17 protein-coding genes are annotated in these 22,042 nt (G+C 66.9%); 12 read left to right on the top strand and 5 right to left on the bottom strand.

Annotated elements, in window-relative coordinates:
- Positions 1-254: 254 nt before the first annotated feature.
- From QSJ95_RS17190 to QSJ95_RS17180, 3 genes are all read right to left on the bottom strand, one after another.
- Complete coding sequence (locus QSJ95_RS17190; protein WP_009619059.1) at positions 255-899, bottom strand: glutathione S-transferase family protein; 645 nt, start codon at positions 897-899, stop codon at positions 255-257.
- Positions 900-1,010: 111 nt separating this feature from the next.
- Positions 1,011-2,198 carry a CaiB/BaiF CoA transferase family protein gene (locus QSJ95_RS17185; RefSeq protein ID WP_285644029.1) on the bottom strand — a complete coding sequence of 396 codons (1,188 nt, stop codon included), beginning with the start codon at positions 2,196-2,198 and terminating at the stop codon, positions 1,011-1,013.
- Between the two features lie 39 nt (positions 2,199-2,237).
- The gene (locus tag QSJ95_RS17180) at positions 2,238-3,956 is read right to left on the bottom strand and encodes an acyl-CoA dehydrogenase family protein (RefSeq protein WP_285644027.1); all 1,719 of its coding nucleotides are present in this window, start codon (positions 3,954-3,956) and stop codon (positions 2,238-2,240) included.
- Positions 3,957-4,075: 119 nt separating this feature from the next.
- On the opposite strand from QSJ95_RS17180, the gene QSJ95_RS17175 reads away from it, so the two are divergent.
- Positions 4,076-4,990: a LysR family transcriptional regulator gene (locus QSJ95_RS17175; RefSeq protein ID WP_281686983.1), complete on the top strand. Its 915-nt coding sequence runs from the start codon at positions 4,076-4,078 to the stop codon at positions 4,988-4,990.
- A 160-nt stretch (positions 4,991-5,150) separates the two neighbouring features.
- Complete coding sequence (locus tag QSJ95_RS17170; protein ID WP_058072491.1) at positions 5,151-6,560, top strand: MFS transporter; 1,410 nt, start codon at positions 5,151-5,153, stop codon at positions 6,558-6,560.
- Position 6,561: 1 nt separating this feature from the next.
- On the opposite strand, the gene QSJ95_RS17165 is transcribed toward QSJ95_RS17170, so the two are convergent.
- Entirely contained in the window at positions 6,562-7,884 is a 1,323-nt protein-coding gene (locus tag QSJ95_RS17165; protein ID WP_043267009.1) for an APC family permease, read from the bottom strand.
- A 153-nt stretch (positions 7,885-8,037) separates the two neighbouring features.
- Positions 8,038-8,859 (bottom strand): carbon-nitrogen hydrolase family protein, encoded by an 822-nt coding sequence (locus QSJ95_RS17160; protein ID WP_285644024.1) that lies wholly within the window; start codon positions 8,857-8,859, stop codon positions 8,038-8,040.
- A gap of 194 nt (positions 8,860-9,053) precedes the next feature.
- On the opposite strand from QSJ95_RS17160, the gene QSJ95_RS17155 reads away from it, so the two are divergent.
- From QSJ95_RS17155 to QSJ95_RS17110, 10 genes are all read left to right on the top strand, one after another.
- Positions 9,054-9,839 (top strand): helix-turn-helix transcriptional regulator, encoded by a 786-nt coding sequence (locus QSJ95_RS17155; protein ID WP_009619040.1) that lies wholly within the window; start codon positions 9,054-9,056, stop codon positions 9,837-9,839.
- A 713-nt stretch (positions 9,840-10,552) separates the two neighbouring features.
- Positions 10,553-11,932, top strand: a complete 1,380-nt coding sequence (locus QSJ95_RS17150; protein WP_285644022.1) for an L-serine ammonia-lyase — start codon at positions 10,553-10,555, stop codon at positions 11,930-11,932.
- Between the two features lie 102 nt (positions 11,933-12,034).
- On the top strand, positions 12,035-14,452 hold the full coding sequence (locus QSJ95_RS17145) for a glucose/quinate/shikimate family membrane-bound PQQ-dependent dehydrogenase (protein WP_285644020.1): 2,418 nt from the start codon (positions 12,035-12,037) through the stop codon (positions 14,450-14,452).
- Positions 14,453-14,549: 97 nt separating this feature from the next.
- Positions 14,550-15,821, top strand: coding sequence for a carbohydrate porin (locus tag QSJ95_RS17140; RefSeq protein ID WP_285644018.1), 1,272 nt, complete (start codon positions 14,550-14,552; stop codon positions 15,819-15,821).
- Between the two features lie 286 nt (positions 15,822-16,107).
- Complete coding sequence (locus tag QSJ95_RS17135; protein WP_058070149.1) at positions 16,108-17,718, top strand: FMN-binding glutamate synthase family protein; 1,611 nt, start codon at positions 16,108-16,110, stop codon at positions 17,716-17,718.
- 356 nt (positions 17,719-18,074) lie between these two features.
- Positions 18,075-18,314 (top strand): hypothetical protein, encoded by a 240-nt coding sequence (locus QSJ95_RS17130; protein ID WP_058489046.1) that lies wholly within the window; start codon positions 18,075-18,077, stop codon positions 18,312-18,314.
- Between the two features lie 727 nt (positions 18,315-19,041).
- The gene (locus tag QSJ95_RS17125; protein ID WP_009619027.1) at positions 19,042-19,284 is read left to right on the top strand and encodes an HP1242/YdcH family protein; all 243 of its coding nucleotides are present in this window, start codon (positions 19,042-19,044) and stop codon (positions 19,282-19,284) included.
- A 469-nt stretch (positions 19,285-19,753) separates the two neighbouring features.
- A complete protein-coding gene (locus tag QSJ95_RS17120; protein WP_276215848.1) occupies positions 19,754-20,014 on the top strand; it encodes a hypothetical protein in 261 nt (86 codons plus the stop codon).
- Between the two features lie 159 nt (positions 20,015-20,173).
- Positions 20,174-20,848, top strand: coding sequence for a hypothetical protein (locus tag QSJ95_RS17115; protein ID WP_239688923.1), 675 nt, complete (start codon positions 20,174-20,176; stop codon positions 20,846-20,848).
- 17 nt (positions 20,849-20,865) lie between these two features.
- On the top strand, positions 20,866-21,381 hold the full coding sequence (locus tag QSJ95_RS17110) for a DUF2846 domain-containing protein (RefSeq protein WP_009619023.1): 516 nt from the start codon (positions 20,866-20,868) through the stop codon (positions 21,379-21,381).
- Positions 21,382-22,042 lie beyond the last annotated feature (661 nt).

Below are 22,042 nucleotides of genomic sequence, written 5' to 3'. Positions count from 1 at the left end.
CTTTTCGTAGGAGCGAGCTTGCTCGCGAACCCTGGGCTCCCGCGTTCGCGGGAATGACGGGGTGGGGGTTAGGCGTTTCAGGATGACTCAGGATTCTCCGGCCACTCCGAACAGCCCCCTCTCCCGCTTGCGGGAGAGGGCTGGGGAGAGGGCGCTCTTTGTAGAGCCCCAACCCCTGCCCCAACCCCGTCGGAAATCCGTAGGGCGGATAACGCCTACGGCGTTATCCGCCGAATCGCGGGCAGGGCCCGCTCCTACACCTTTCCCGCCGCCTTGGCGTGTTCCGCGTGCCATTGCGCGTCCCGTTCGGCGATCTTGGCGAAGGAGGGCCGCGCGGTGACTTTCGCGATGTAGCGCTCGATGGCCGGGGTCTTCGGCACTATGCCGAAGTGCGTGGTCCAGGCCAGCGCCGAGCCCCAGAGCACGTCCGCCGCGGTGAAGCGTTCGCCGAGCAGGTAGGGCCCCTTCTGCAGCTGCTCGTCGATGACCTTCATCACCGTCTCGAAATCGCCATAGGGGCTGCGCGCCTGGGGCGCCGGCTCGCGGCCCAGGGAACGGTCGGTCACCGCCGGCTCGAAGCTGGAGCCGTAGAACACCAGCCAGCGCAGGTAGGGCCCGCGCAGCGGGTCGCCGATGGCCGGCGCCAGTCCGGCTTCCGGGTACAGGTCGGCGAGGTAGATGTAGACGGCGCCCTGCTCGGTCACCAGCGCCTCGCCATGGCGGATGGCCGGGACCTTGCCCATCGGGTTGATCGCCAGGTAGGCCGGCTGGCGCTGCTCGCCGGCCTGCATGTTGAGCAGGTGCAGGTCGTAGTCGGCGCCCAGTTCCTCCAGCAGCGCCAGGGTGCCGGAGGAACGGGTTTGCGGGGAGTGGTAGAAAGTGATGCGACGGTCGCTCATGGTGCTTGCCTCTGCCAATGACGGGTCGGCCCAAAAGCATAGACCGCTCGCAGCGGAACGGCGCCATCGCCTGGCGCTGGTCCCCCACGTGGGCAAAACCGCCGGAAAGACTCAGCCGCGGACGATGCCGCGCCGGTACAGGGCCTCGATGGTCTCCGGCGCCAGGCCCAGCTCCGCGAGCACCTCGCGGGTGTTCCCGCCCAGGGCCGGCGGCGCGCTGCGGTAGCTGGCCGGGGTGCGCGAGAGCTTCACCGGCGAGGCGATGCCGCGGTAGTCGCCCAGCTGCACCACCAGGCCGCGATGCGCGGTGTGCGGGTGTTCGACCACGCGGTCCACCGTGGCGATGGCGCCGCAGGGCACGCCCAGGCGGATCAGCCGTTCGGCCAGCTCGCGGCCGTCGTGGGCCGCCAGGTGGCCTTCCAGCGCCTGCTTGAGCGCTTCGCGGTTGACCGAGCGCTGGCCGTTGTCGGCGAAGCGCGGGTCCTCCAGCAGCTCGCCGGCGCCCAGGTATTCGCACAGCCTGGCGAACTGGCGGTCGTTGCCCACGGCGAGGAAGATCGGCTCGCCGCCGGTGCGGTAGCTGTCGTAGGGGGCGATGTTCGGGTGGGCGTTGCCGGTGCGCTGCGGCGTGCGGCCGGAGGCGAAGTGGTTCGGCAGGTGCGGGTGCAGTAGCGAGATGCCGCAGTCGTACAGGGCGATGTCCACCGACTGCCCGCGCCCGCTGCGTTCGCGCTCGTGCAGCGCCAGCAGGATGCCGGCCACGGCGTTCAGCCCGGTGACCATGTCGACGATCGGCAGGCCGATGCGCAGCGGCCCGCCCTCGGCCTCGCCGTTCACGCTCATCAGCCCGGCCATGGCCTGGATCGCCGCGTCGTAGCCCGGCAGCCCGCCCAGCGGGCCGTCGGCGCCGAAGCCGGATACCGCGCAGTGGATCAGCCGCGGGAAGCGCGCGCTCAGCACCTCGGTGTAACCGATGCCCCAGCGCGCCAGGGTGCCGGGCTTGAAGTTCTCGATCAGCACGTCGGCGCCTTCCAGCAGTTGCAGCAGCAACTCGATGCCCTCGGGCCTGGACAGGTCGACGGCGATGCCCTTCTTGTTGCGGTTGACGCCGCGGAAATAGGAAGCCGTGTCGCCCTCGAAGGGCGGGCCCCAGCCGCGCGTCTCGTCGCCGCCCAGGGGCTCCAGCTTGATCACCTCCGCGCCATGGTCGGCCAGGGCCTGGGAGCAGTAGGGGCCGCCCAGCACGCGGCTCAGGTCGATGACTTTCAGGCCACGCAGGGCACCGGTCTCGGGGTTCATGGCAGCTCTCTCTTGTCGATTCTTGTCGGTTGCGGGAAGTCAGGCCGGCAGTAGCTGCATGGCTTCGTCCAGGCTCATCTCGCCCTCGTCGAGCAGCCGGGCCAGCAGCGGCGCCCCGGCTTGCAGGCCCAGCGGGTCGCGCGGCAGCAGCTTGTGCTGCAGCACCAGGTGGGCCAGGGCCAGGCGCCGGCGGTCGTTGGCCTGGCGGCCGGCTTCCCAGGCCATGAAGATGGCGCTGGCGATGTGGTAGAGCGCGCTGCCGGCCTGGCGCACCTGCTCGTCCTGGCGCGCCTCGGCCACGTCGGCCATGAGTGCCACGCTGCGCTCCAGCAACGCCTCGAAGCCGGCGCGGCTGGCCTCCGGCAGGCCGCTCCCGGCCAGCAGGCTGCGCAGGTACCGGTGCAGCGGCTCCAGGGCCTGTTCGCGGGTGACGGCGCGGGCGATGTCCAGCGCGACTATGTTGCTGGTGCCTTCCCAGATGGAGCCCAGGTGGGCGTCGCGGACCAGGCGCGCGTCGCTCCATTCCTCGATGTAGCCCACCCCGCCGCGCACTTCCATGGCGTCGCCGGTGACGCGCCGCGCATCGCGGCAGGCGCGGAACTTGATCAGCGGGGTGAGGATGCGCACGCACTTCTGCGCCGCTGCGTCGCCGCCGTCGGCGCGCGGCAGCAGGGTGGCGATCTGCATGAACATGGAGCGCGCCTGCTCGGCCGGCAGCATCAGCTTCAGCAGCTGTTTCTGCATCAGCGGCATGTCGATCAGGTGCTTGCCGAAGGCGCGGCGGTGGCGGGCGATGAACAGCGCCTCGCTCAGCGCCCGGCGCATCAGGCCGGCGGCGCGCACGCCGTTGGACAGGCGCGACATGTTGACCATGTCGGCCATCTGCTGGAAGCCGCGGCCGACCTCGCCGATCAGGTAGGCGCTGGCGCCTTCCAGGCAGATTTCGCCACTGGCCATGGAGCGGCTGCCCAGCTTGTCCTTCAGGCGCAGGATGCGGTAGGCGTTGCGCGAGCCGTCCGGGCGGTGCTTGGGCAGCAGGAACAGGGTCACGCCCTTCATGCCCTCGGGCGCGCCTTCGGGGCGGGCCAGGACCATGGCCAGGTCGGCGTCGGGGTTGGAGCAGAACCACTTGTCGCCGTACAGCTTCCACTCCCCGTCCTCTTGCCGCGCCAGGGTGCGGGTGCGGGCGACGTCGGAGCCGGCGGCCTGTTCGGTCATGAACATGGCGCCCTGGAACAGCCTGTCGAAGTCCCGCGAGGCCAGGGACGGCAGGTAGCGCTCCACCAGCTCCGGCGCGCCGAACTTGCGCAGGGTGCGGGTCAGCGAGTCGGTCATGCTGACCGGGCAGCACAGGCCGAACTCGGCCTGCACGAACAGGTAGGTCAGCGCGTACTTCACCAGCGGCGGCGCGCCGTCCGGGCGGTGGCTCATGGAGGCCAGGCCCAGTTCCGAATAGGCCACGCGCTCCAGGGCAACGTAGTCCGGGTGCTTGCGGATGCTCTGCAGGTCCTCGCCGCGGCGGGTGCGCGGCGCCAGCTGCGGCGGGTTCCTGTCCGCCGACAGGGCCAGCACGTCCAGTTCGTCGCCGGCGCGGGCGCCGAGGCGTTCGAGGGTGTCGCGCCACTGCGCCAGCACCTCCGGCGGCAGGTACACCTCCAGCAGGCGCTGCAGCGAGGGGTCGCAGGCATACAGGTTGATGCCGCGGCTGTCGGGGATGTTCAGGGCGTCTTCGGGGCGGACTTCAGGCATGGCGGTCATGGCGCGTCTCCGGGTCTTGTTCTGGCGCCGAGACTAGGAGTGCCTGACGATAAGTATCCAATACAATAAAAATCATCCACGATAAGAAAAACAAATCGTAGAAACCCGGATGCCCTGCCATGGACCTCAAGCAACTGCGCTACTTCATCGCCGTCGCCGAGGAGCTGCATTTCGGCCGCGCCGCCGCGCGCCTGTTCATCTCCCAGCCGGCGCTGAGCTTCGACATCAAGAAGCTGGAGGAGCAACTGGGCATCCAGCTGCTGGTGCGCAACAACAAGTCGGTGAAGCTGACCAACGCCGGCCAGGTGCTGCTCGACGAGGCGCGCAGCCTGTTGCTGCAGGCCGAGAAGGTGAAGCGCCTGACGCTGCTCTCCGCCGAGGGCGCGGTGGGCCAGCTGCGCGTGGGCTTCGTCAATTCCATGCTCTACCGCGGCCTGCCGCGGGCCATGGCGCGCTTCGAGGCGGAGCAGCCGAACATGGAGGTGCTGCTGATGGAGATGAACACCTCGGAACAGGCCCTGGCGCTGCAACGCGGGCAGATCGACATCGGCTTCGTGCACTGGGCCAGGCTGCCGGCCGGGATCGCCTCCGAATGCCTGGTCGCCGACCCCTTCCTCTGCTGCGTACCGGCCGGCCACCGCCTGGCCGGGCAGGCGCGCATCGACCTCGCCGAGCTGCGCGACGAGGGCTTCATCCTCTTCCCGCGCAGCCTGTCGCCGCACTACCACGACCTGATCATCGCCCGCTGCGTGGACGCCGGCTTCAGCCCGCACATCCGCCACGAGGCGCGGCTGTGGCAGACCATCGCGGCCATGGTCGGCCTGGGCATGGGCGTGGCCCTGCTGCCGCAGACGCTGTGCCTGGCCTGGAAGAACCAGGTGCGCTACCTGGAGATCGAGCAGAGCGGCGCGCGCTCGGAAATCCACGCCATCCTCGCCGCGCAGGACGCGCCCCATGCGGCCCGGGCCTTCCTGGCCACGCTCAAGGCCTGCCTGGACGAGGGCGTCGATACGCAATCGCTTATCGCACCATAAGATTAAAAAACTATTGATCCGCAGGGGCGCCGCATAGACTCCGAGCCAACCCGGGGCAACACCGACGCACGCCAGTCGCCACCCCGCGCCCTCCCCCGGAGGGCGCGCGCGGGGCCTGCGCGTCGGCGACCAGAACAACAACAATAAGCAGGACCCGCCCATGCCCAGCACGCCCTCCTCCGCAGACGCAGCGCTGCACCGCAAGGCCCGCAAGGCCGGCATCGCCTCCTTCATCGGCACCACCATCGAGTGGTACGACTTCTACATCTACGGCCTGGCCGCCGCCCTGGTGTTCGGCAAGGTGTTCTTCCCGCCGGACATGGACCCGGGCCTGGCCACGCTGCTGTCCTTCGTCACCCTCTGGTCCGGCTTCGTCGCCCGCCCGCTGGGCGGCATCATCTTCGGCCACCTGGGCGACCGGATCGGGCGCAAGAACACCCTGGTGATCACCCTGATCATGATGGGCATCGCCACCACCTGCATCGGCCTGCTGCCGGTCTACGCGCAGATCGGCCTGTGGGCGCCCGTCGCCCTGGTGGCATTGCGGGTGATCCAGGGCGTCGCCGTGGGCGGCGAATGGGGCGGCGCCATCCTCATCGCCAGCGAAAGCGCGCCCAAGGGCAAGGGCATCCTCTACGCCGCCTTCGCCCAGCAGGGCTCGCCCACCGGCAACCTGCTGGCGACCCTGGTGTTCTTCGCCCTCAGCGCCCTGCCCATGCCGGACTTCATGCTCTGGGGCTGGCGCATCCCGTTCCTGATCTCCGCGGCGCTGGTGATCGTCGGCATGGTCATCCGCCTGAAGCTGGAAGAGTCCGAGGACATGAAGCGCCTGCTGCAACAGAAGAAGACCGTGAAGCTGCCGCTGGTGGAAGTGCTGCGCGAGCACTGGCTGATCGTGCTGCTCGGCGCCGGGGTGCTGCCGATCATCCACGTCACCTACTTCAAGAGCACCTTCGCCCTGTCCTGGGCCACCAAGACCCTCGGCTACAGCCAGGGCACCTTCCTCAGCATCATCGTCATCGCCCTGGTGGTGCAGTTCTTCAGCCAGCCGTTCGGCGCGCTGCTGGCCTCGCGCATCGACATGCGCAAGGCGGCCTGCCTGATGGTGCTGCCGGAGTTCATCCTGATGCCGGCGATGTTCTTCGCCGTGGAAACCAACGTCTACTGGATAGCCGCCGTGGGCATGTGCCTGGCCACGGTGCCCCATGCGATGTTCTACGGCGCGGTGGGCGGCATCCTCGCCCGCACCTTCCCCGCGCGGGTGCGCTACACCGGGCTGTCGCTGGCCTACCAGCTGTGCTCGCTGCTGGTGGGCGGCGGCACGCCGGTGCTGGCGCAGTGGATCCTCAACAGCACCGGCAGCATTGTCGGCGTGGCCATCGCCTCGGGGCTCTACGCCCTGGTCTCGCTTGCCTGCACCCTGGCGCTGCTGCGCATCACCGGCTTCCGGGCCGGCGAGCTGTCCAGCGCCGAACGCGCCGACGCCCGCGAACTGGCCGCGGGCGCCGCGGCGGAGCCCGACGCACCCGAGCGCGGCCGGCCGTTGCCCACCGGCCCGCACCCGGCCTGAATCAGGCTTCCTCGAAGTGCATCTCCGGCGGCTGCTGACGGAAGCCGCCGGTGAGCACGGCCAGGTACAGCACCCCGGCGGTGAGCCAGGCCAGGCCCAGGTAGATGGCCAGGTGGTCGAGGCTGGCCATCAGCCACAGGTCGGCGACCAGGCCGATCAGCGGGAAGGCCAGGAACAGCACCGCGCCGCGCAGGCCGCGTTCGCCGCGGGCGATCCAGTAGTGGAAGATCACCGACAGGTTGACCAGGCTGAAGGCCAGGAAGGCACCGAAGTTGATGAACGAGGTGGAGGTGGTCACGTCCATCTCCAGCGCCAGCAGGGCCACCACGCCGCACAGCACGATGCTGCCCACCGGGGTGCCGAAGCGTTCGCTCAGGGTGCCGAAGAAGGCCTTGGGCAGCACGCCGTCGCGGCCCATGGCGAACAGCAGGCGTGAGGCGCTGGCCTGGGCCGACAGTCCGGAGGTGAACTGGCCGACGATCAGGCCGATGAGGAAGAGGCTGACGAACAGGTCGCCGCCGATGTTGCGGGCGATCTCGTAGGCGGCCGAGTCGGCGTTCTGGAACTCGGTGGACGGGTGCGCGAGCTGCACGAAGTAGCTGGCGGCGATGAAGATGAAGCCGCCGATCAGGGTGATCAGCAGGATGGCGCGCGGGATGTTCTTGCGCGGCTCGTGGGTTTCCTCGGTCAGGGTGCTGACCGCGTCGAAGCCCAGGAACGAATAGCAGGCGATGGCCGCGCCGCTCATGATCAGCGGCAGCTGCACGCCTTCCTTGAAGAAGGGTTCCAGCGACCACAACGGCTTGCTGGCGTCACCCAGCACGTAGTGCACCGCCAGCAGCACGAAGGCCGCCAGCACCAGGAACTGCACCAGCATCAGCACGCTGTTGACGTTCTTCGCCAGGCGCAGGCCAATGACGTTGATGCCGGTGGTCACGCCGATGAAGGCCAGCACCCACAGCGCCTGGGGCACCGCCGGGAAGGCCGAGTGCAGGTAGGCCGCGCCGATCAGCCAGATGGCCATGGGCAGGAACAGGTAGTCCAGCAGCACGCCCCAGCCGGCGAGGAAGCCCAGCTTGGGGCTGATGGACTTGCGCACGTAGGTGTAGGCCGAGCCGGCCACCGGGAAGGCGGCGGCCATGCGCCCGTAGCTGAGGGCGGTGAAGAGCATCGCCACCGAGGCCACGAGGTAGGCCGCGGGCACCACGCCGCCGGTGGTGTCGGCGAGGATGCCGAAGGTGCCGAGGACGATGATGGGGGTCATGTAGGCGATGCCGAACAGCACCACCGAACCCAGCGAGAGGGTGCGCTTGAGTCGAGCCATTGAGTGCTTACTCCGAGTTGTGTTTGTTATGGCAGAGTCGAAATCGACGCGTGCAAAGGCGGCGCCCCTCACCCGGGAGCCGCCTGGCGGGAGGGATGCTGCCGCCGGTACTTCTTGGCTGGATCGTTGGCGCGGCCCTGCGCCTTCCGGGGCTCAGCCCGGAATCAGCAACTCGCGCAGGCCGTCGGCGTGCTCGCGCGTCTCGCCGGGCAGCACGAAGCGGCGCTCGGCGATGTAGCTGTAGTCGCGGCGCGCCTGCTGCAGGCGCGCCAGGTCCAGTTCCACGCGCATCCGGCATTCCTCGCGGCCGGCCTCGCAGAGCAGTTGGCCGAAGGGGTCGACCACTGCGCTGCCGCCGGCGAACACCAGGCCGCCGTCGCCTTCGCCGACGCGGTTCACCATCACCGCATAGGCCTGGTTCTCCATGGCCCGGCCGGTGATCGCGGTGCGGTGGGTGGGGCCGTAGGGGTCCATGTTGCCGTTGGTCACCAGGATCAGCTCGGCGCCCAGTTGGCCGAGGGCGCGGGCGCTTTCCGGGAACTCGATGTCGAAGCAGATCAGGATGCCCACCCGCACGCCCTTGAACAGCGCGGTGGCGTAGCGGTCGCCGGGGGTGAAGATGCCGCGGTCGGAGGCCCACAGGTGGGTCTTGCGGTACTTCAGGGCGATGCCCTCGGGGGTGACCAGCAGCGTGGTGTTGTAGAAGCGGCCGTCGTCGCCGGCCTCGGCGATGCCCACCACCACGGCGACGTCGAGCTCCCGCGCGGCCTGCTGCACGGCGCGCACGCTGGGGCCGTCCAGCGGCTCGGCCAGGCGGGCGACGTTGTCCTCGGTGGGGAAGCCCATCAGCTGGGTCTCGGGGAACACCACCAGGTCGGTATCCGCGGCGCAGGCGCGGATCGCCGCCAGGGTACGCCCGAGGTTGTAGGCGGTGTCGCCGTCGCGGCCGGCCAGTTGGACGAGTTCGACCTTCATTGCAGCTCCTGTCGTTCTTGTTGCGGGCTCGTTCGCCGCGCGGGGTGGATCGGCCATCCTGGCGGGAAACATGACCGCCCGGCGCAAAAGGGTCAGAATGCGCGCCGGGCCGGTGCAAGGCATTCACCGAGTATGCAGTTCGCCATCGTGCCCGGGTAATTACGCCCACGTGGTAACCCAACAGGGGTAGAGGCATGAACCTTACGCTGCAGGACATCGCCTGGCACCGCTCGGTCGGGCAACTGATCGAGACGCTGGACAAGCCCAACTTCTGGCTCGCCCTGGTGCGCCTGCTGAACGAGTATGTGCCATTCGACAGCTGGGTGGCGCTGCTCTTCAGCAACGGCCGCCCGCAAGTGTTCGCCGAATGCCCGGGCGAGGACGGCGGCCCCGACCCGCTGTTCCAGGACTACCTCAAGGGCCTGTACCTGCTCGACCCCTTCTACATCGCCAGCCGCGAGGCCCCGGGCAGCGGCCTGCTGCGCCTGGCCGACGTGGCCCCGGAATGCTTCGAGCAGACCGACTACTACCAGCGCTACTTCCGCCTCAACGTGGTGGCCGACGAGGTGCAGTTCAACGTGCAGCTCGACGCCGAGCGCACCCTGTGCCTGTCCCTGGGCAGCAAGGGCCGCTTCAGCGCCGAACAGGCCGCCCTGCTCGACCTGCTGCGCCCCTGGGTGGCCGGCCTGATGCGCCAGCGCATGGCCTTCGAACGCGAACTGCTGGAACAGGCCACCCCACCGGCGCCGCGCTGGCAGAGCCGCCTGGAAGAAACCGTGGAACGCCTGGAAACCCCGCTGACCGCACGCGAGCTGGAAGTGGGCCGGCTGATGCTCAGCGGCTGCTCCAGCAAGGAGATAGCGCGCAAGCTGGCGATCTCGGCGGAGACGGTGAAGGTGCACCGCAAGCACATGTACAGCAAGCTGGGGATCAAGTCGCAGTCGGAGTTGTTTTCGTTGTTCCTGCAGGCGCAGGGGTAAGGGGAGTTCGTAGGGCGTCGCCGGGCTTCGGTGCATAGGCCGGCGGCGGATAACCGCGAACGGTTATGCGCCCTACTACCTGCCGGCTGACGCTGCGTTATCCACCCACGCCGAACAGCCCCCTCTCCCTCCGGGAGAGGGCAACGGGACTTCGCCGACACTCCACTGCCAGCCCCGTACTCCGCTCCCCCACCCTAACCCTCCCCCGCAAGCGGGAGAGGGGACCGTTCGGCGTGAAGCGCAATCACCAAGCTCCCTGAAACCCTGTGCAAGGATCTGGCTTCCGGCGTTCGCGGGAGTGGCGTGGTGGAAGGATAACTCCGGATTCTCCATCCGCTCCGGACAGCCCCCTCTCCCTCCGGGAGAGGGCTGGGGTGAGGGCAATGGACTTCGCCGACACTCCACTGCCAACCCCGTACTCCGCTCCCCCACCCTAACCCTCCCCCGCAAGCGGGAGAGGGGACCGTTCGGCGTGAAGCGAAACCACCAAGCTCCCTGAACCCTGTGCAAGGCTCTGGCTTCCGGCGTTCGCGGGAGTGGCGTGGTGGAAGGATAACTCCGGATTCTCCATCCGCTCCGAACAGCCCCCTCTCCCTTCAGGGAGAGGGTTGGGGAGAGGGAGCTCTTGAACCCGACACCCCCAAACCACCAACCAGCCCCAATCGACCATCCCCCCAAACAGGTCCATGCTTGAACACAGGAGGACCACAACCATGACCCTCAGCGTCTTCGACATGTTCAAGCCCGGCGTCGGCCCATCCAGCTCGCACACCGTCGGCCCCATGCGCGCCACCCGCGAGTTCGTCGAGCGTCTGCGCGCGGCCAACCTGCTGACCCGCGTGGCGCGCGTGGAGGTCAACCTCTACGGCTCGCTCAGCGCCACCGGCAAGGGCCACGCCACCGACCGCGCCTGCCTGATCGGCCTGCTCGGCATCGACCCGGCGGACGCCGACCCCGCCGCCCTGGCGCCGCTGGTGGACGCCATCTTCGCCGAACACAGCCTGGCCCTGGACGGCGAGCACGTCATCGACTTCAGCCCCGGCCGCGACCTGGTGTTCCACGACGGCAGCCTGCCGGCCCACCCCAACGGCATGCGCCTGCGCGCCCTGGACGCCGCCGGCCACCTGCTGGCCGAGCGCACCTGCTACTCGGTGGGCGGCGGCTTCGTGGTCGACGAGGCCGACTTCAACACCGACCGCGCCCTGCCCGACAACCCCATGCCCTACCCCTTCCACAGCGCCGAGGAACTGCTGCGGCTGTGCCATGCCCACGGCTTCCGGCGCATCAGCGACCTGATGTGGGCCAACGAGCTGAGCCTGCGCAGCGAAGAACAGATCCACGCGGGCCTGGCGCACATCTGGGCGGAAATGCAGGCCTGCGTGCGCCGCGGCCTGGAGACCGAGGGCACCCTGCCCGGCGGCCTCAGGGTGCGCCGCCGCGCGCCCATGCTCTACCGCCGCCTGAACGAGGCCGGCAGCGGCAACCTGATCGCCAGCACCCTGGGCGCCATGGACTGGGTGGACCTCTGGGCCCTGGCGGTGAACGAGGAGAACGCCGCCGGCGGCCGCGTGGTCACCGCCCCCACCAACGGCGCGGCCGGCATAGTCCCGGCGGTGCTGCACTACTACGCCCACTACCAGGCCGACGCGCCCATGGACGCCATCGAGCGCTACCTGCTGACCGCCGCCGCCGTCGGCATCCTGTGCAAGCTCAACGCCTCCATCTCCGGCGCCGAGGTGGGCTGCCAGGGCGAGGTCGGCTCGGCCTGCGCCATGGCCGCGGCGGGCCTGGCCGAAGTGCTGGGCGGCAGCCTGGAACAGGTGGAGAACGCCGCCGAAATCGGCCTGGAACACAACCTCGGGCTGACCTGCGACCCGGTCGCAGGGCTGGTCCAGGTGCCCTGCATCGAGCGCAACGCCATGGCCTCGCTCAAGGCCATCAACGCCGCCCAGCTGGCCCTGCGCGGCGACGGCCAGCACCTGGTGTCGCTGGACAAGGCCATCGACACCCTGCGCGACACCGGCCGCGACATGATGGACAAGTACAAGGAGACCTCGAAGGGCGGCCTGGCGGTGAACGTGATCGCCTGCTGAGCACGACCGCCTGGTCGGAAATCGGACAAAACACCATTAACCATCTAGTTAATTAGCTTGCTAAGGGTATAATTCGCACTCCCACACTGCGAGATTCCCGGCATGAGACAAGCACAGCGCGCCTCTGGCGCCAGCACCTTCATTCTGGTCGGCCTGGGGGTGGTCATCGCCCTCCTCGGCCTCGCCCTGGCCGCCGGCGGCGCCCGCCTGGCCAGCCTGGGCGGTTCCTGGTACTTCCTCATCGGCGGCCTGGCCATGGCCCTGTCCGGCGTCCTGCTGGCGCTGCGCAAGCCGGCCGGCGCCTGGCTGTTCGCCGCCTTCCTGGCGGGCACCGCCCTCTGGGCCCTGGCCGACGCCGGGCTGGCTTTCTGGCCGCTGTTCTCGCGGCTGTTCATGTTCGGCGCCATCGGCCTGGCAGTGGCGCTGGTCTACCCCATGCTGGTGCGCGCCTCCGGCGGCGTCGGCGGGCGCGGTGCCTATGGCGTGGCCGCGGTGCTCGCCGTGCTGCTGGCGGTGGCCGCCGGCAACATGTTCGTCGCCCACCCCAGCGTCGCCCCCACAGGCGACGGCCCGGGGCTGACGCCGGTGGACCCGGCCCACGCGCAGAAGGACTGGACCCACTACGGCAACACCGAGGGCGGCAGCCGCTTCGCCGCGCTGGACCAGATCAACCGCGGCAATGTCGACAAGCTCAAGGTGGCCTGGACCTACCACACCGGTGACGTGGCCGAGAGCGACGGCAACGGCGCCGAGGACCAGCTCACCCCGCTGCAGGTCGGCGACAAGGTGTTCATCTGTACCCCGCACAACGACCTGATCGCACTGGACGCCGACACCGGCAAGCAGCTGTGGAAGAACCAGATCAACGCGCAGTCCAAGGTCTGGCAGCGCTGCCGCGGCCTGGCCTACTTCGACGCGACCAAGACCGTCGCCCAGCCCACCCAGCCCAACAGCACGCCGGTCACCACCGTCAGCGTGCCGGCCGGCGCCAATTGCCAGCGCCGCCTGCTGACCAACACCATCGACGCCCGCCTGATTGCCGTGGACGCCGACACCGGCGCCTTCTGCCAGGGCTTCGGCAACGACGGCCAGGTGGACCTCAAGGCCGGCCTGGGCGACGTGCCCGACTCCTACTACCAGCTCAGCTCCGCGCCGCTGATGGCCGGCACCACCGTAGTGGTCGGCGGGCGCGTGGCGGACAACGTCCAGACCGACATGCCCGGCGGCGTGATCCGCGGCTTCGACGTCATCAGCGGGCAGATGCGCTGGGCCTTCGACCCGGGCAACCCGCAGGACAAGCAGGCCCCGGCGCCGGGCAGCACCTACGTGCGCAGCACCCCCAACAGCTGGGCGCCGATGTCCTACGACGCGGCGATGAACACCGTGTTCCTGCCCATGGGCAGCTCCTCCACCGACATCTACGGCGTGGAGCGCACCAAGCTCGACCACACCTACGGCGCCTCGATCCTCGCCGTGGACGCCACCACCGGCGCCGAGAAGTGGGTGTTCCAGACCGTGCACAACGACCTCTGGGACTTCGACCTGCCCATGCAGCCGAGCCTGGTGGACTTCCCCGTGGCCGACGGCAAGCGCGTGCCGGCCGTGGTGATCGGCACCAAGGCTGGGCAGATCTACGTGCTCGACCGCGCCACCGGCAAGCCGCTGACCCAGGTCGACGAAGTGCCGGTGAAAGCCGCCAACATCCCCAACGAGCCCTACTCGCCGACGCAGCCGAAGTCGGTGGGCATGCCGCAGATAGGCGCGCAGACCCTCACCGAGTCGGACATGTGGGGCGCCACGCCTTATGACCAGCTGCTGTGCCGCATCGACTTCAAGAAGATGCGCTACGACGGCCTGTACACCGCGCCGGGCACCGACCTCTCGCTGAGCTTCCCCGGCTCCCTGGGCGGCATGAACTGGGGCAGCATCTCCACTGACCCGGTGCACGGCTTCATCTTCGTCAACGACATGCGCCTGGGCCTGTGGGTGCAGATGGTCCCCTCGGCCAACAAGGGCCAGGCCGCTTCCGGCGGCGAGGCGCTGAACACCGGCATGGGCGCGGTGCCGCTCAAGGGCACGCCCTACGCGGTGAACAAGAACCGCTTCCTCTCGGTGGCCGGCATCCCCTGCCAGGCGCCGCCCTTCGGCACCCTCAGCGCCATCGACCTGAAGACCCGCAAGGTCGCCTGGCAGGTGCCGGTGGGCACGGTCGAGGACACCGGCCCGCTGGGCATCCGCATGCACCTGCCGATCCCCATCGGTCTGCCGACCCTCGGCGGCACCCTGTCCACCCAGGGCGGCCTGGTGTTCATCGCCGGCACCCAGGACTTCTACCTGCGCGCCTACGACAGCGGCAACGGCAAGGAAATCTGGAAGGCCCGCCTGCCCGTGGGCAGCCAGGGCGGCCCGATGACCTACGTCTCGCCCAGGACCGGCAAGCAGTACATCGTGGTCACCGCCGGCGGCGCCCGCCAGTCGCCGGACCGCGGCGACTACGTGATGGCTTACGCCCTGCCCTGAACCCCGCGCCCTGAACCCCCCGCCCGCCACTCCGGCGGGCGCCCTCTTCCGGCGCGGCCCAGGGCCGCGCCTCCCCTTATCCGGTAAGTGTTCCGTCATGCGATTCCCCTCCACCTCCCTGCGCCTGCTGCTGGGCGCCACCTGCCTCACCCCGTCCCTGGCCCTGGCCGACGACCCGCTCGAACGCTCGACCCTCAGCGGCGACTGGGGCGGCCTGCGCCACGAACTGGACGACCAGGGCATCCGCTTCACCGGCGAATACAGCGGCGAGACCGTGTACAACGCCGACGGCGGCCTCAAGCGCTCGGCGCGCTACTCGCAGAACCTCAAGCTCGGCGTGCGCTTCGACTTGGGCAAGCTGTACGGCCTGGACAACGGCGGCCTGGTGCAACTGACCGTGAACGACCGCCGCGGCAACGACGGCTCCGGCGACCTGGTCGGCAACCGCCTGCCCGTGCAGGAAAACTACGGCGGCCTCTACACCCGCCTCACCGAACTGAGCTACGAGCGCAGCCTGTTCACCCCGGCGCTGGACGTGAAGCTCGGCTACATGGCCATGGGCAACGACCTCGGCGGCCTGGACAGCGGCATCCTCTGCAACTTCATGAACGCCGGTTTCTGCGGCCACCCGCTGAACATGTCCGGCGGCAGCGGCTGGAGCAACTACCCCAACGCGCACCTGGGCGTGCGCCTGAAATACAGCTTCTCGCCGGCCTGGCAGCTGCGCGTGGCGGCCTTCAACGTCGACCCCGAGAGCAACGGCAATTCCAGCCGCGCCTGGCACCTCACGCCCAAGCACAGCACCGGCACCGTGGTGCCCATCGAACTGGTCTACAAGCGCCTCGACGAACTGCCCGGCGAATACAAGCTGGGCTGGTACTACGACAGCTCCGACGCCCAGCGCATCGGCAGCGACGAGAAGGTCGCCGGGCGCGGCGGCCACTATCTGCTCGCCGACCAGGCCGTGTGGCACGCGCCGGGTCGCCCGGGGCAGAGCCTGCACCTCTTCGGCCAGGCCTCGGTGGCCAGCTCGGCGGCCTCGCCCTTCACCAAGTGGTACAGCGCAGGCGTAGTGCTCTACCAGCCCTTCGCCGGCCGCCCACGCGACACCCTCGCCCTGGGTTTCGGCCGCGCCGTGCCCAACCCGCGCAGCCGCGAAGTGCAGGAAGACAACGCCCTGGCCAACGGCCAAGCCTACCCCGAGCTGGACAACGCCGAACGCCTGGTCGAACTGAGCTACGGCTTCCAGGCCACGCCCTGGCTGCTGCTGCGCCCGGACGTGCAATACGTGATCGAGCCGGGCGCCTTCTCCGGGCAAAGCATCGACAACGCCCTGGTCTTCGGCCTGCAGGTCAAGGCCACGCTCTGATCCCCGCCGCCGACCGCCAGCGAACGGCGGTCGGCGCACCAATATTGCAGTTCGCGGCACAAGCTTTCTCAGCGACAGAAAATATCATTAGCTTGCTTTCTTTTTTCCCCGCTTCGGGCTAAGTTCGGCCTCGCAAGCCTTCCACAGCATAAGAATCCGCCCGCAACGCCCAGCCCATTGACCTCCGCCCGAGCGCAGCGGCGCAACGCCTGCCATGCTCAATGGCGGTCCGCTGCGCCATGCCGGCAGCCCACCCCCGTGATCAAGCCCGACGACTGGAGATTCCATGAACCTGTCGCTGCTAAGCCGTTACGCCTTCTTCGCCGCCTGTGTGCTCTTCACCCTGTTCAGCCTGCCCTTCCTCGGGCACGACTGGGTCTGGCCCTTCACCCTGGTGACCCTCGCCCTCAGCCTGCTGGGTGTGTTCGACCTGCTGCAGGCGCCCCACGCCGTAAGGCGCAACTACCCCATCCTCGGCAACATCCGCTACCTGGTCGAAGGCATCCGCCCGGAAATCCGCCAGTACCTGCTCGAAGGCGACCGCGAGGCCCTGCCCTTCTCCCGCGCCCAGCGCGGCCTGGTGTACGCCCGCGCCAAGCAGGAAACCGCCGACAAGCCCTTCGGCACCCTCATCGACGTCTATGAATCCGGCTTCGAATTCATCGCCCACTCCATCCGCCCGGCGCCGCTGGCCGACCCCAGCACCTTCCGCGTGATGGTCGGCGGGCCGGAGTGCAAGCAGCCCTACTCCATCTCGGTGTTCAACATCTCCGCCATGAGCTTCGGCGCCCTCAGCGCCAACGCCATCCGCGCGCTGAACAAGGGCGCGCGCATGGGCAACTTCATCCACGACACCGGCGAAGGCAGCATCAGCCCCTACCACCGCGAGTACGGCGGCGACCTGACCTGGGAACTGGGCAGCGGCTACTTCGGCTGCCGCGGCGACGACGGCCGCTTCGACGCCGAGCGCTTCGCCGCCCAGGCCGCCAGCCCGCAGGTGAAGATGATCGAAATCAAGCTCAGCCAGGGCGCCAAGCCCGGCCACGGCGGCATCCTGCCGAAGGAGAAGCTCACCGCCGAAATCGCCGCCACCCGCGGCGTGCCCATGGGCCAGGACTGCGTGTCGCCCTCCAGCCACAGCGAATTCAGCACGCCCAAGGAACTGCTCGACTTCATCGTCCGCCTGCGCGAACTCTCCGGCGGCAAACCGGTGGGCTTCAAGCTGTGCATCGGCCACCCCTGGGAATTCATGGGCATCGCCAAGGCCATGCACGAAACCGGCATCCTCCCCGACTTCATCGTGGTCGACGGCAAGGAAGGCGGCACCGGCGCCGCCCCGGTGGAATTCGTCGACCACATGGGCCTGCCGATGCGCGAAGGCCTGCTGTTCGTGCACAACACCCTGGTCGGCCTGAACCTGCGCGACAAGATCCGCGTCGGCGCCAGCGGCAAGGTGGTCAGCGCCTTCGACATCGCCAGCGTACTGGCCATGGGCGCCGACTGGGCCAACTCCGCCCGCGGCTTCATGTTCGCCATCGGCTGCATCCAGAGCCAGAGCTGCCACACCAACAAATGCCCCACCGGCGTGGCCACCCAGGACCCACTGCGCCAACGCGCCCTGGTAGTGCCGGACAAGGCCGAACGCGTCTACAACTTCCACCGCAACACCCTGAAAGCCCTGGCCGAAATGCTAGCGGCCGCCGGCCTGCGCCACCCCTCGGAAGTGGAAGCCAAACACCTGGTGCGCCGAGTGTCGTCCAGCGAAATCCGCCTGTTCGCCCACCTGCACTACTTCCTCAAGCCGGGCGAACTGCTCAGCGGCAATATCGAAGGGGAGTTCTACGAGCGCATGTGGCGCATGGCGCGCAGTGACAGCTTCGAGGCCAATGGGGCCTGATCCTGAGGAGATCGGCAGAGCGAACAGGTCGGTGGCCGGTAGCTATTGGCCAGGAGCAGATTGCCTATCCAAAATTCTCGCCCCAGCCGCCGCCCTGTTCCGTCCGATTGACAGCCCCGCGGCAACTCCCTAACGTTGCCTCGCCGCCCAACCTGGGCGGTACGGGATTGGCGTCCCGTACTCGGTAGGCGCAGGAGACTTTGTCCTGCGCCTGGCACGGCTGCACCCGCGTTATGGGAGGGCCGTGTGGGGCATCTTCGGATGCGCCGGTCCGAGTCCGGTACGCCAACCTGCACGGTCCGCCCACCCTGATTGGCGTCAGGGCGCGGAAAACCAGCCTACTCGGAGATTTTCCCATGCATATCGCATCCGCTGTTCTACCCCACCCTCTCAAGAACACCGCCCCGTCGGAGCTTTACGACGCTGCCCAATCCCGCCAATCGGCCCTGGTCAATCTGCTGCGCCTGCTGGCCGGCGCGCCGGACCTGGGTTCGCCCGCCGAGGATGTGCTGGACGGCGCCTTCTGCGCGCTGGAGTACCTGGCGGCCGATGCCGAGCGGTTGTATGCCGCCGCTGAGGAACGCGGCCGGGCGTAAGGGGCGTGACGTGAAGCGCTATCCGCCAGGAGTGGGTGGCGCTTCAATCCCGTAGGCGCAACTGTCGTGCTGACTGCGCCGAGGCGCTCTTCGTAGGATGGGTTGAGTTTGCGAAACCCATGCGGTCATGGCGATGGGTATCGCTTCGCTCAACCCATCCTACGAGGTCCAGTGTTTGCTGAAGCTCGCTCCTACGAGAAGCCGTGCGTCCTGAGACCGAGCGGACCTTGTCCGCGATAGCCGGACTCACCGGCGCGATTCGCGGATGAGATCCACTCCTACGGGCGGCCACACACCGAGCCTCTTGTAGGAGCGCGCCCTGCGCGCGAATCCCGGGCGCGTACAAAAAGCCGCATTACTGCACCAGCTTGTGTGTCGACCTCCCAAACCAGGAAGACCAGAAGCTGGACGGTGAGCCAGTAGCGCGCCATCAGGTTGACCACGGTGTAGTCGTCCTGCCCCACGCGGCTGTTGTAGCGGCTGAAGTACAGCGAGTTGCTGGAATTCCAGCTGGCACCGCCGCCCAGGGTCAGGCGGTTCCAGTCGCCGGTCAGTATGAGGGTGAGCTTTTCGGCGGTAGCGGTGGGCTGAAGATTGCCGTAAGGGGACGGTGGTTATCGGCCAGGAGCGGACAAGCCCTTTCGTGTGGCGTCTTCAGTGATCTACCTCAACACTGGCCAGGTTCGAATCCCGCAAAGTGCCTTTTTCACTCCCCTGGAGAACCCTCATGTTTCCCGAGTTCCGCGAAAAGATTTCTCGCCTCAAGACCGAGGATCCGCATTTTGCAAAGCTCTTCCATAGCCACAACGAGCTCGACCAGGAGATCAAGAACATGGAAGCGGGCATCACTCCCGCAACCCACGACACCATCGAGTCGCTGAAGAAGCAGAAGCTGCAGCTCAAGGACGATCTCTACGAAATTCTGCGCAAGAAAGATGGCTGCCAATGCGGACATGGCTGCGGCGGTTGACTAGCCCCGGGGCATAGATCCCGGCCTTCGATGCAACGCCGTTGAATCAGGCCTACGACCACAGGCCCCGACTACCACAACAGTTCGCCGATGATGGAACCCCTGCTACTAGCTGGGGTTTCATCATTTCAGCCCCTGCCCTACCTGCGGCACAACGCCGTTGAATTGATCCTGCCAAGGTCCCCTACCTCGTCTTCTTCGGATACCAGGTCACCACGTAGTAGCCAAACCACCGGTTGAATCCACAGCCGGAAGCAAACCTTTCATGAGTAGAAAATCGAACCCTTGAACCACTATGACAGAGCAGCCCAGTGCGTCCTGTTGCTCGAGTTTTCGCAGGCTCCAAAACTGGGTTCGTGGCTTTCTGGCTCGTTGATTTCTACACGTTGAGCGGCAGCTTTCGGCCAGGAGCGGACGGTCTCCAGCCATCGTAGAATTCATTCAGAGAAGAGACTCCAAGGAAGACGACATGACACTCGCCAAGGGCGATACCGTAAGGCTGATGGAGGTTGACCAATCTTCGGCTGTTTTCTCTGACTGGTTGAACACACGGACGCCAGCGTCTGGCGATATTGCTGTCGTCGAAGAAACCTGGGATTCCAAAGATGGCCGCACTGTCCGCTTGCTCTGCGAGCCGCGTGCAGGCTTTCTCGAGTGGCGAGCCACGTTTCGGGAAGCCAAGTTGGTCTACGAGGTTCTTGCGACCAACATCAGTGACGCGACTCCATGACTAACCCCTCCGTCCGCCATGGGTCGGTAGCGGCCCTTGGTCGAAGGCAGCAATCGGCCAGGGGCGGACGCTCACGATGGCCAGAATTTGAGGGTAGGAGGAACCCACGAAACTAAAAGCTATTCAACTTAACGCCTCGCAGACGTTGCGAGGCAAGACATGCATATCCGCTTGAATCGTTACCCGAACAAGGTCGAATTGATCTACACGGACGCTCACAGGCCTAATGGCCTCGATCACCTCAAGGAACAGAGCCCTATGTATGCCCGCTTTATCTTGGTCACGGTCGCCCTCATCCTCAGCGGATGCACTGCCAACCAGTACGACAACAGCAAACCCCTGGACCCAACTCAAGCCGTCATAGTTGGCCGCATCGCCGAAGGTTTCCTCACGCAACCGCACGGTCTGCAGATAGACATCCAACGTCAGGGCGAGCCCGCCACACGTATCCAGCTCAGGACCCTCGGCAACAACAAAGACGTCCACGGCCGTTTCGTTCTGGGCGAACACTTCATGTACCAGGTTCCACCAGGTACCTATGAAGTCACCGGTTGGCAGTACCAGTACTACGCTGGCAAGTCGATGGCCAGGCGCACCGCCGACCGTTTCACCGTCAAGGCTGGAGAAGTAGCTTACATCGGCAACTACACCGCTAATTCCCTGAGCTACTGTCTGACCCGCAACAGCCAGTTGGAGCCGGCCGTGGAGCCTTTGGTGAAGAAGTTCCCGATACTCAAAGACCGCCCCATCAACAACGTCGCCGAGAGCGTCCCCTTCGCCCCCTGGCCCACGTCTGATGCCCGTGACGATGGCAAAGGCCTCTGCAACTTCTGATCGAGTAGCCCCCCACGATGATCAAGCACTTCCTGGCCGCTGTAGCGGTCGCCACCTCCCTCCTCCTCGCCGGCTGCAGCACTTCCAACTTGGAGGGGCGCCCATTCTTCGACACACTCGAAGCGCCACGCGCCGACCAGGCCACCCTGTACTTCTACCGAGTCATGCCCACCATCGCAGCCAAGGTCCCGGCAACCATCACCGTCAACGGCAACACCGCCGGCGAACTGCTAGGTGGAAGCTATTTCGTCACCCACCTGCCAGCTGGCAAGTACCACATCAAGTCGTCAACCTCGCCCCTGCTTGCAAGCCGGGACAATAGCGCTTTCGATCTGCAGGTTGAGAGTGGCAAGACCTACTTCATCGCCGACCAGGAAAACACAGAGCCCTTCAAAGCCGACGGCCAGTTGCTTGGATTGGAGTCCCACGCCAACTACCAGCGTAGCCCGTTCTATTTCCGTTACGCCCTGGTAACCCAAGATGAAGCACTGCGCGCGCTTAAGTGGTGTCAGAAAAGTACACCGGTGCGCTGAGGTTGAAACTCGGGCTACTACAGCGAACGGATGGAACTCAGATAGTCTCCGGTGGCAGGCCCAAGAAATTGGGTCTTTAGGCCGCAACATGAGCGTCCGCAATGGGTCGGTAGCTGTCGCTGACAGATAACGGCCATCGGAGGTGAACTCAAGGGATGAAAGCGAAAGCTGGTGTCATTTCGACGCGATGGACGAGCATCATCTGTACATATGGCAATCTTGGTTTGGGCAGCAAGGCCTGAGCCATCTAATCTCCTGAGAAACATCATCGTTAAGGGTTTGCGCGGAGGCGTAGCTATGGATGGCCAACTTGGATGGTCCTTCAAGGAATTCTTGGCGGGTACCCAACCTCTATGGAAGTCGTTCTGGCTCTTCTACTTGCCATGCATGGCATTAGGAGTGGGGACTACAGCCCTGATACTCGCTTTCTGGGGAGCTACTGAGCAGGGAATACAGGCCCTGGTGTGGCTCTTCACTATGCCTGTATCCATTGGGCCGCCTGTTGTAGCGATTTCCTCGCTTTTGCCTCTCACACTAGCGTTGGCTGCGGGATCGATTGGGGTGTGGAGATGCGCGCCAAATGCTAGTACCAAAACTACTTCGACCATTGCTCGCTACGTCATAGTGCTTATAGCGGCCTGGACACTCCTAAAGATCACAC

This window comes from Pseudomonas sp. NBRC 100443 (genome assembly GCF_030268185.1).
In the GTDB taxonomy this organism is placed as follows: Bacteria; Pseudomonadota; Gammaproteobacteria; order Pseudomonadales; family Pseudomonadaceae; genus Pseudomonas; species Pseudomonas citronellolis.
This window is presented reverse-complemented; position numbering and strand designations above follow the sequence as displayed.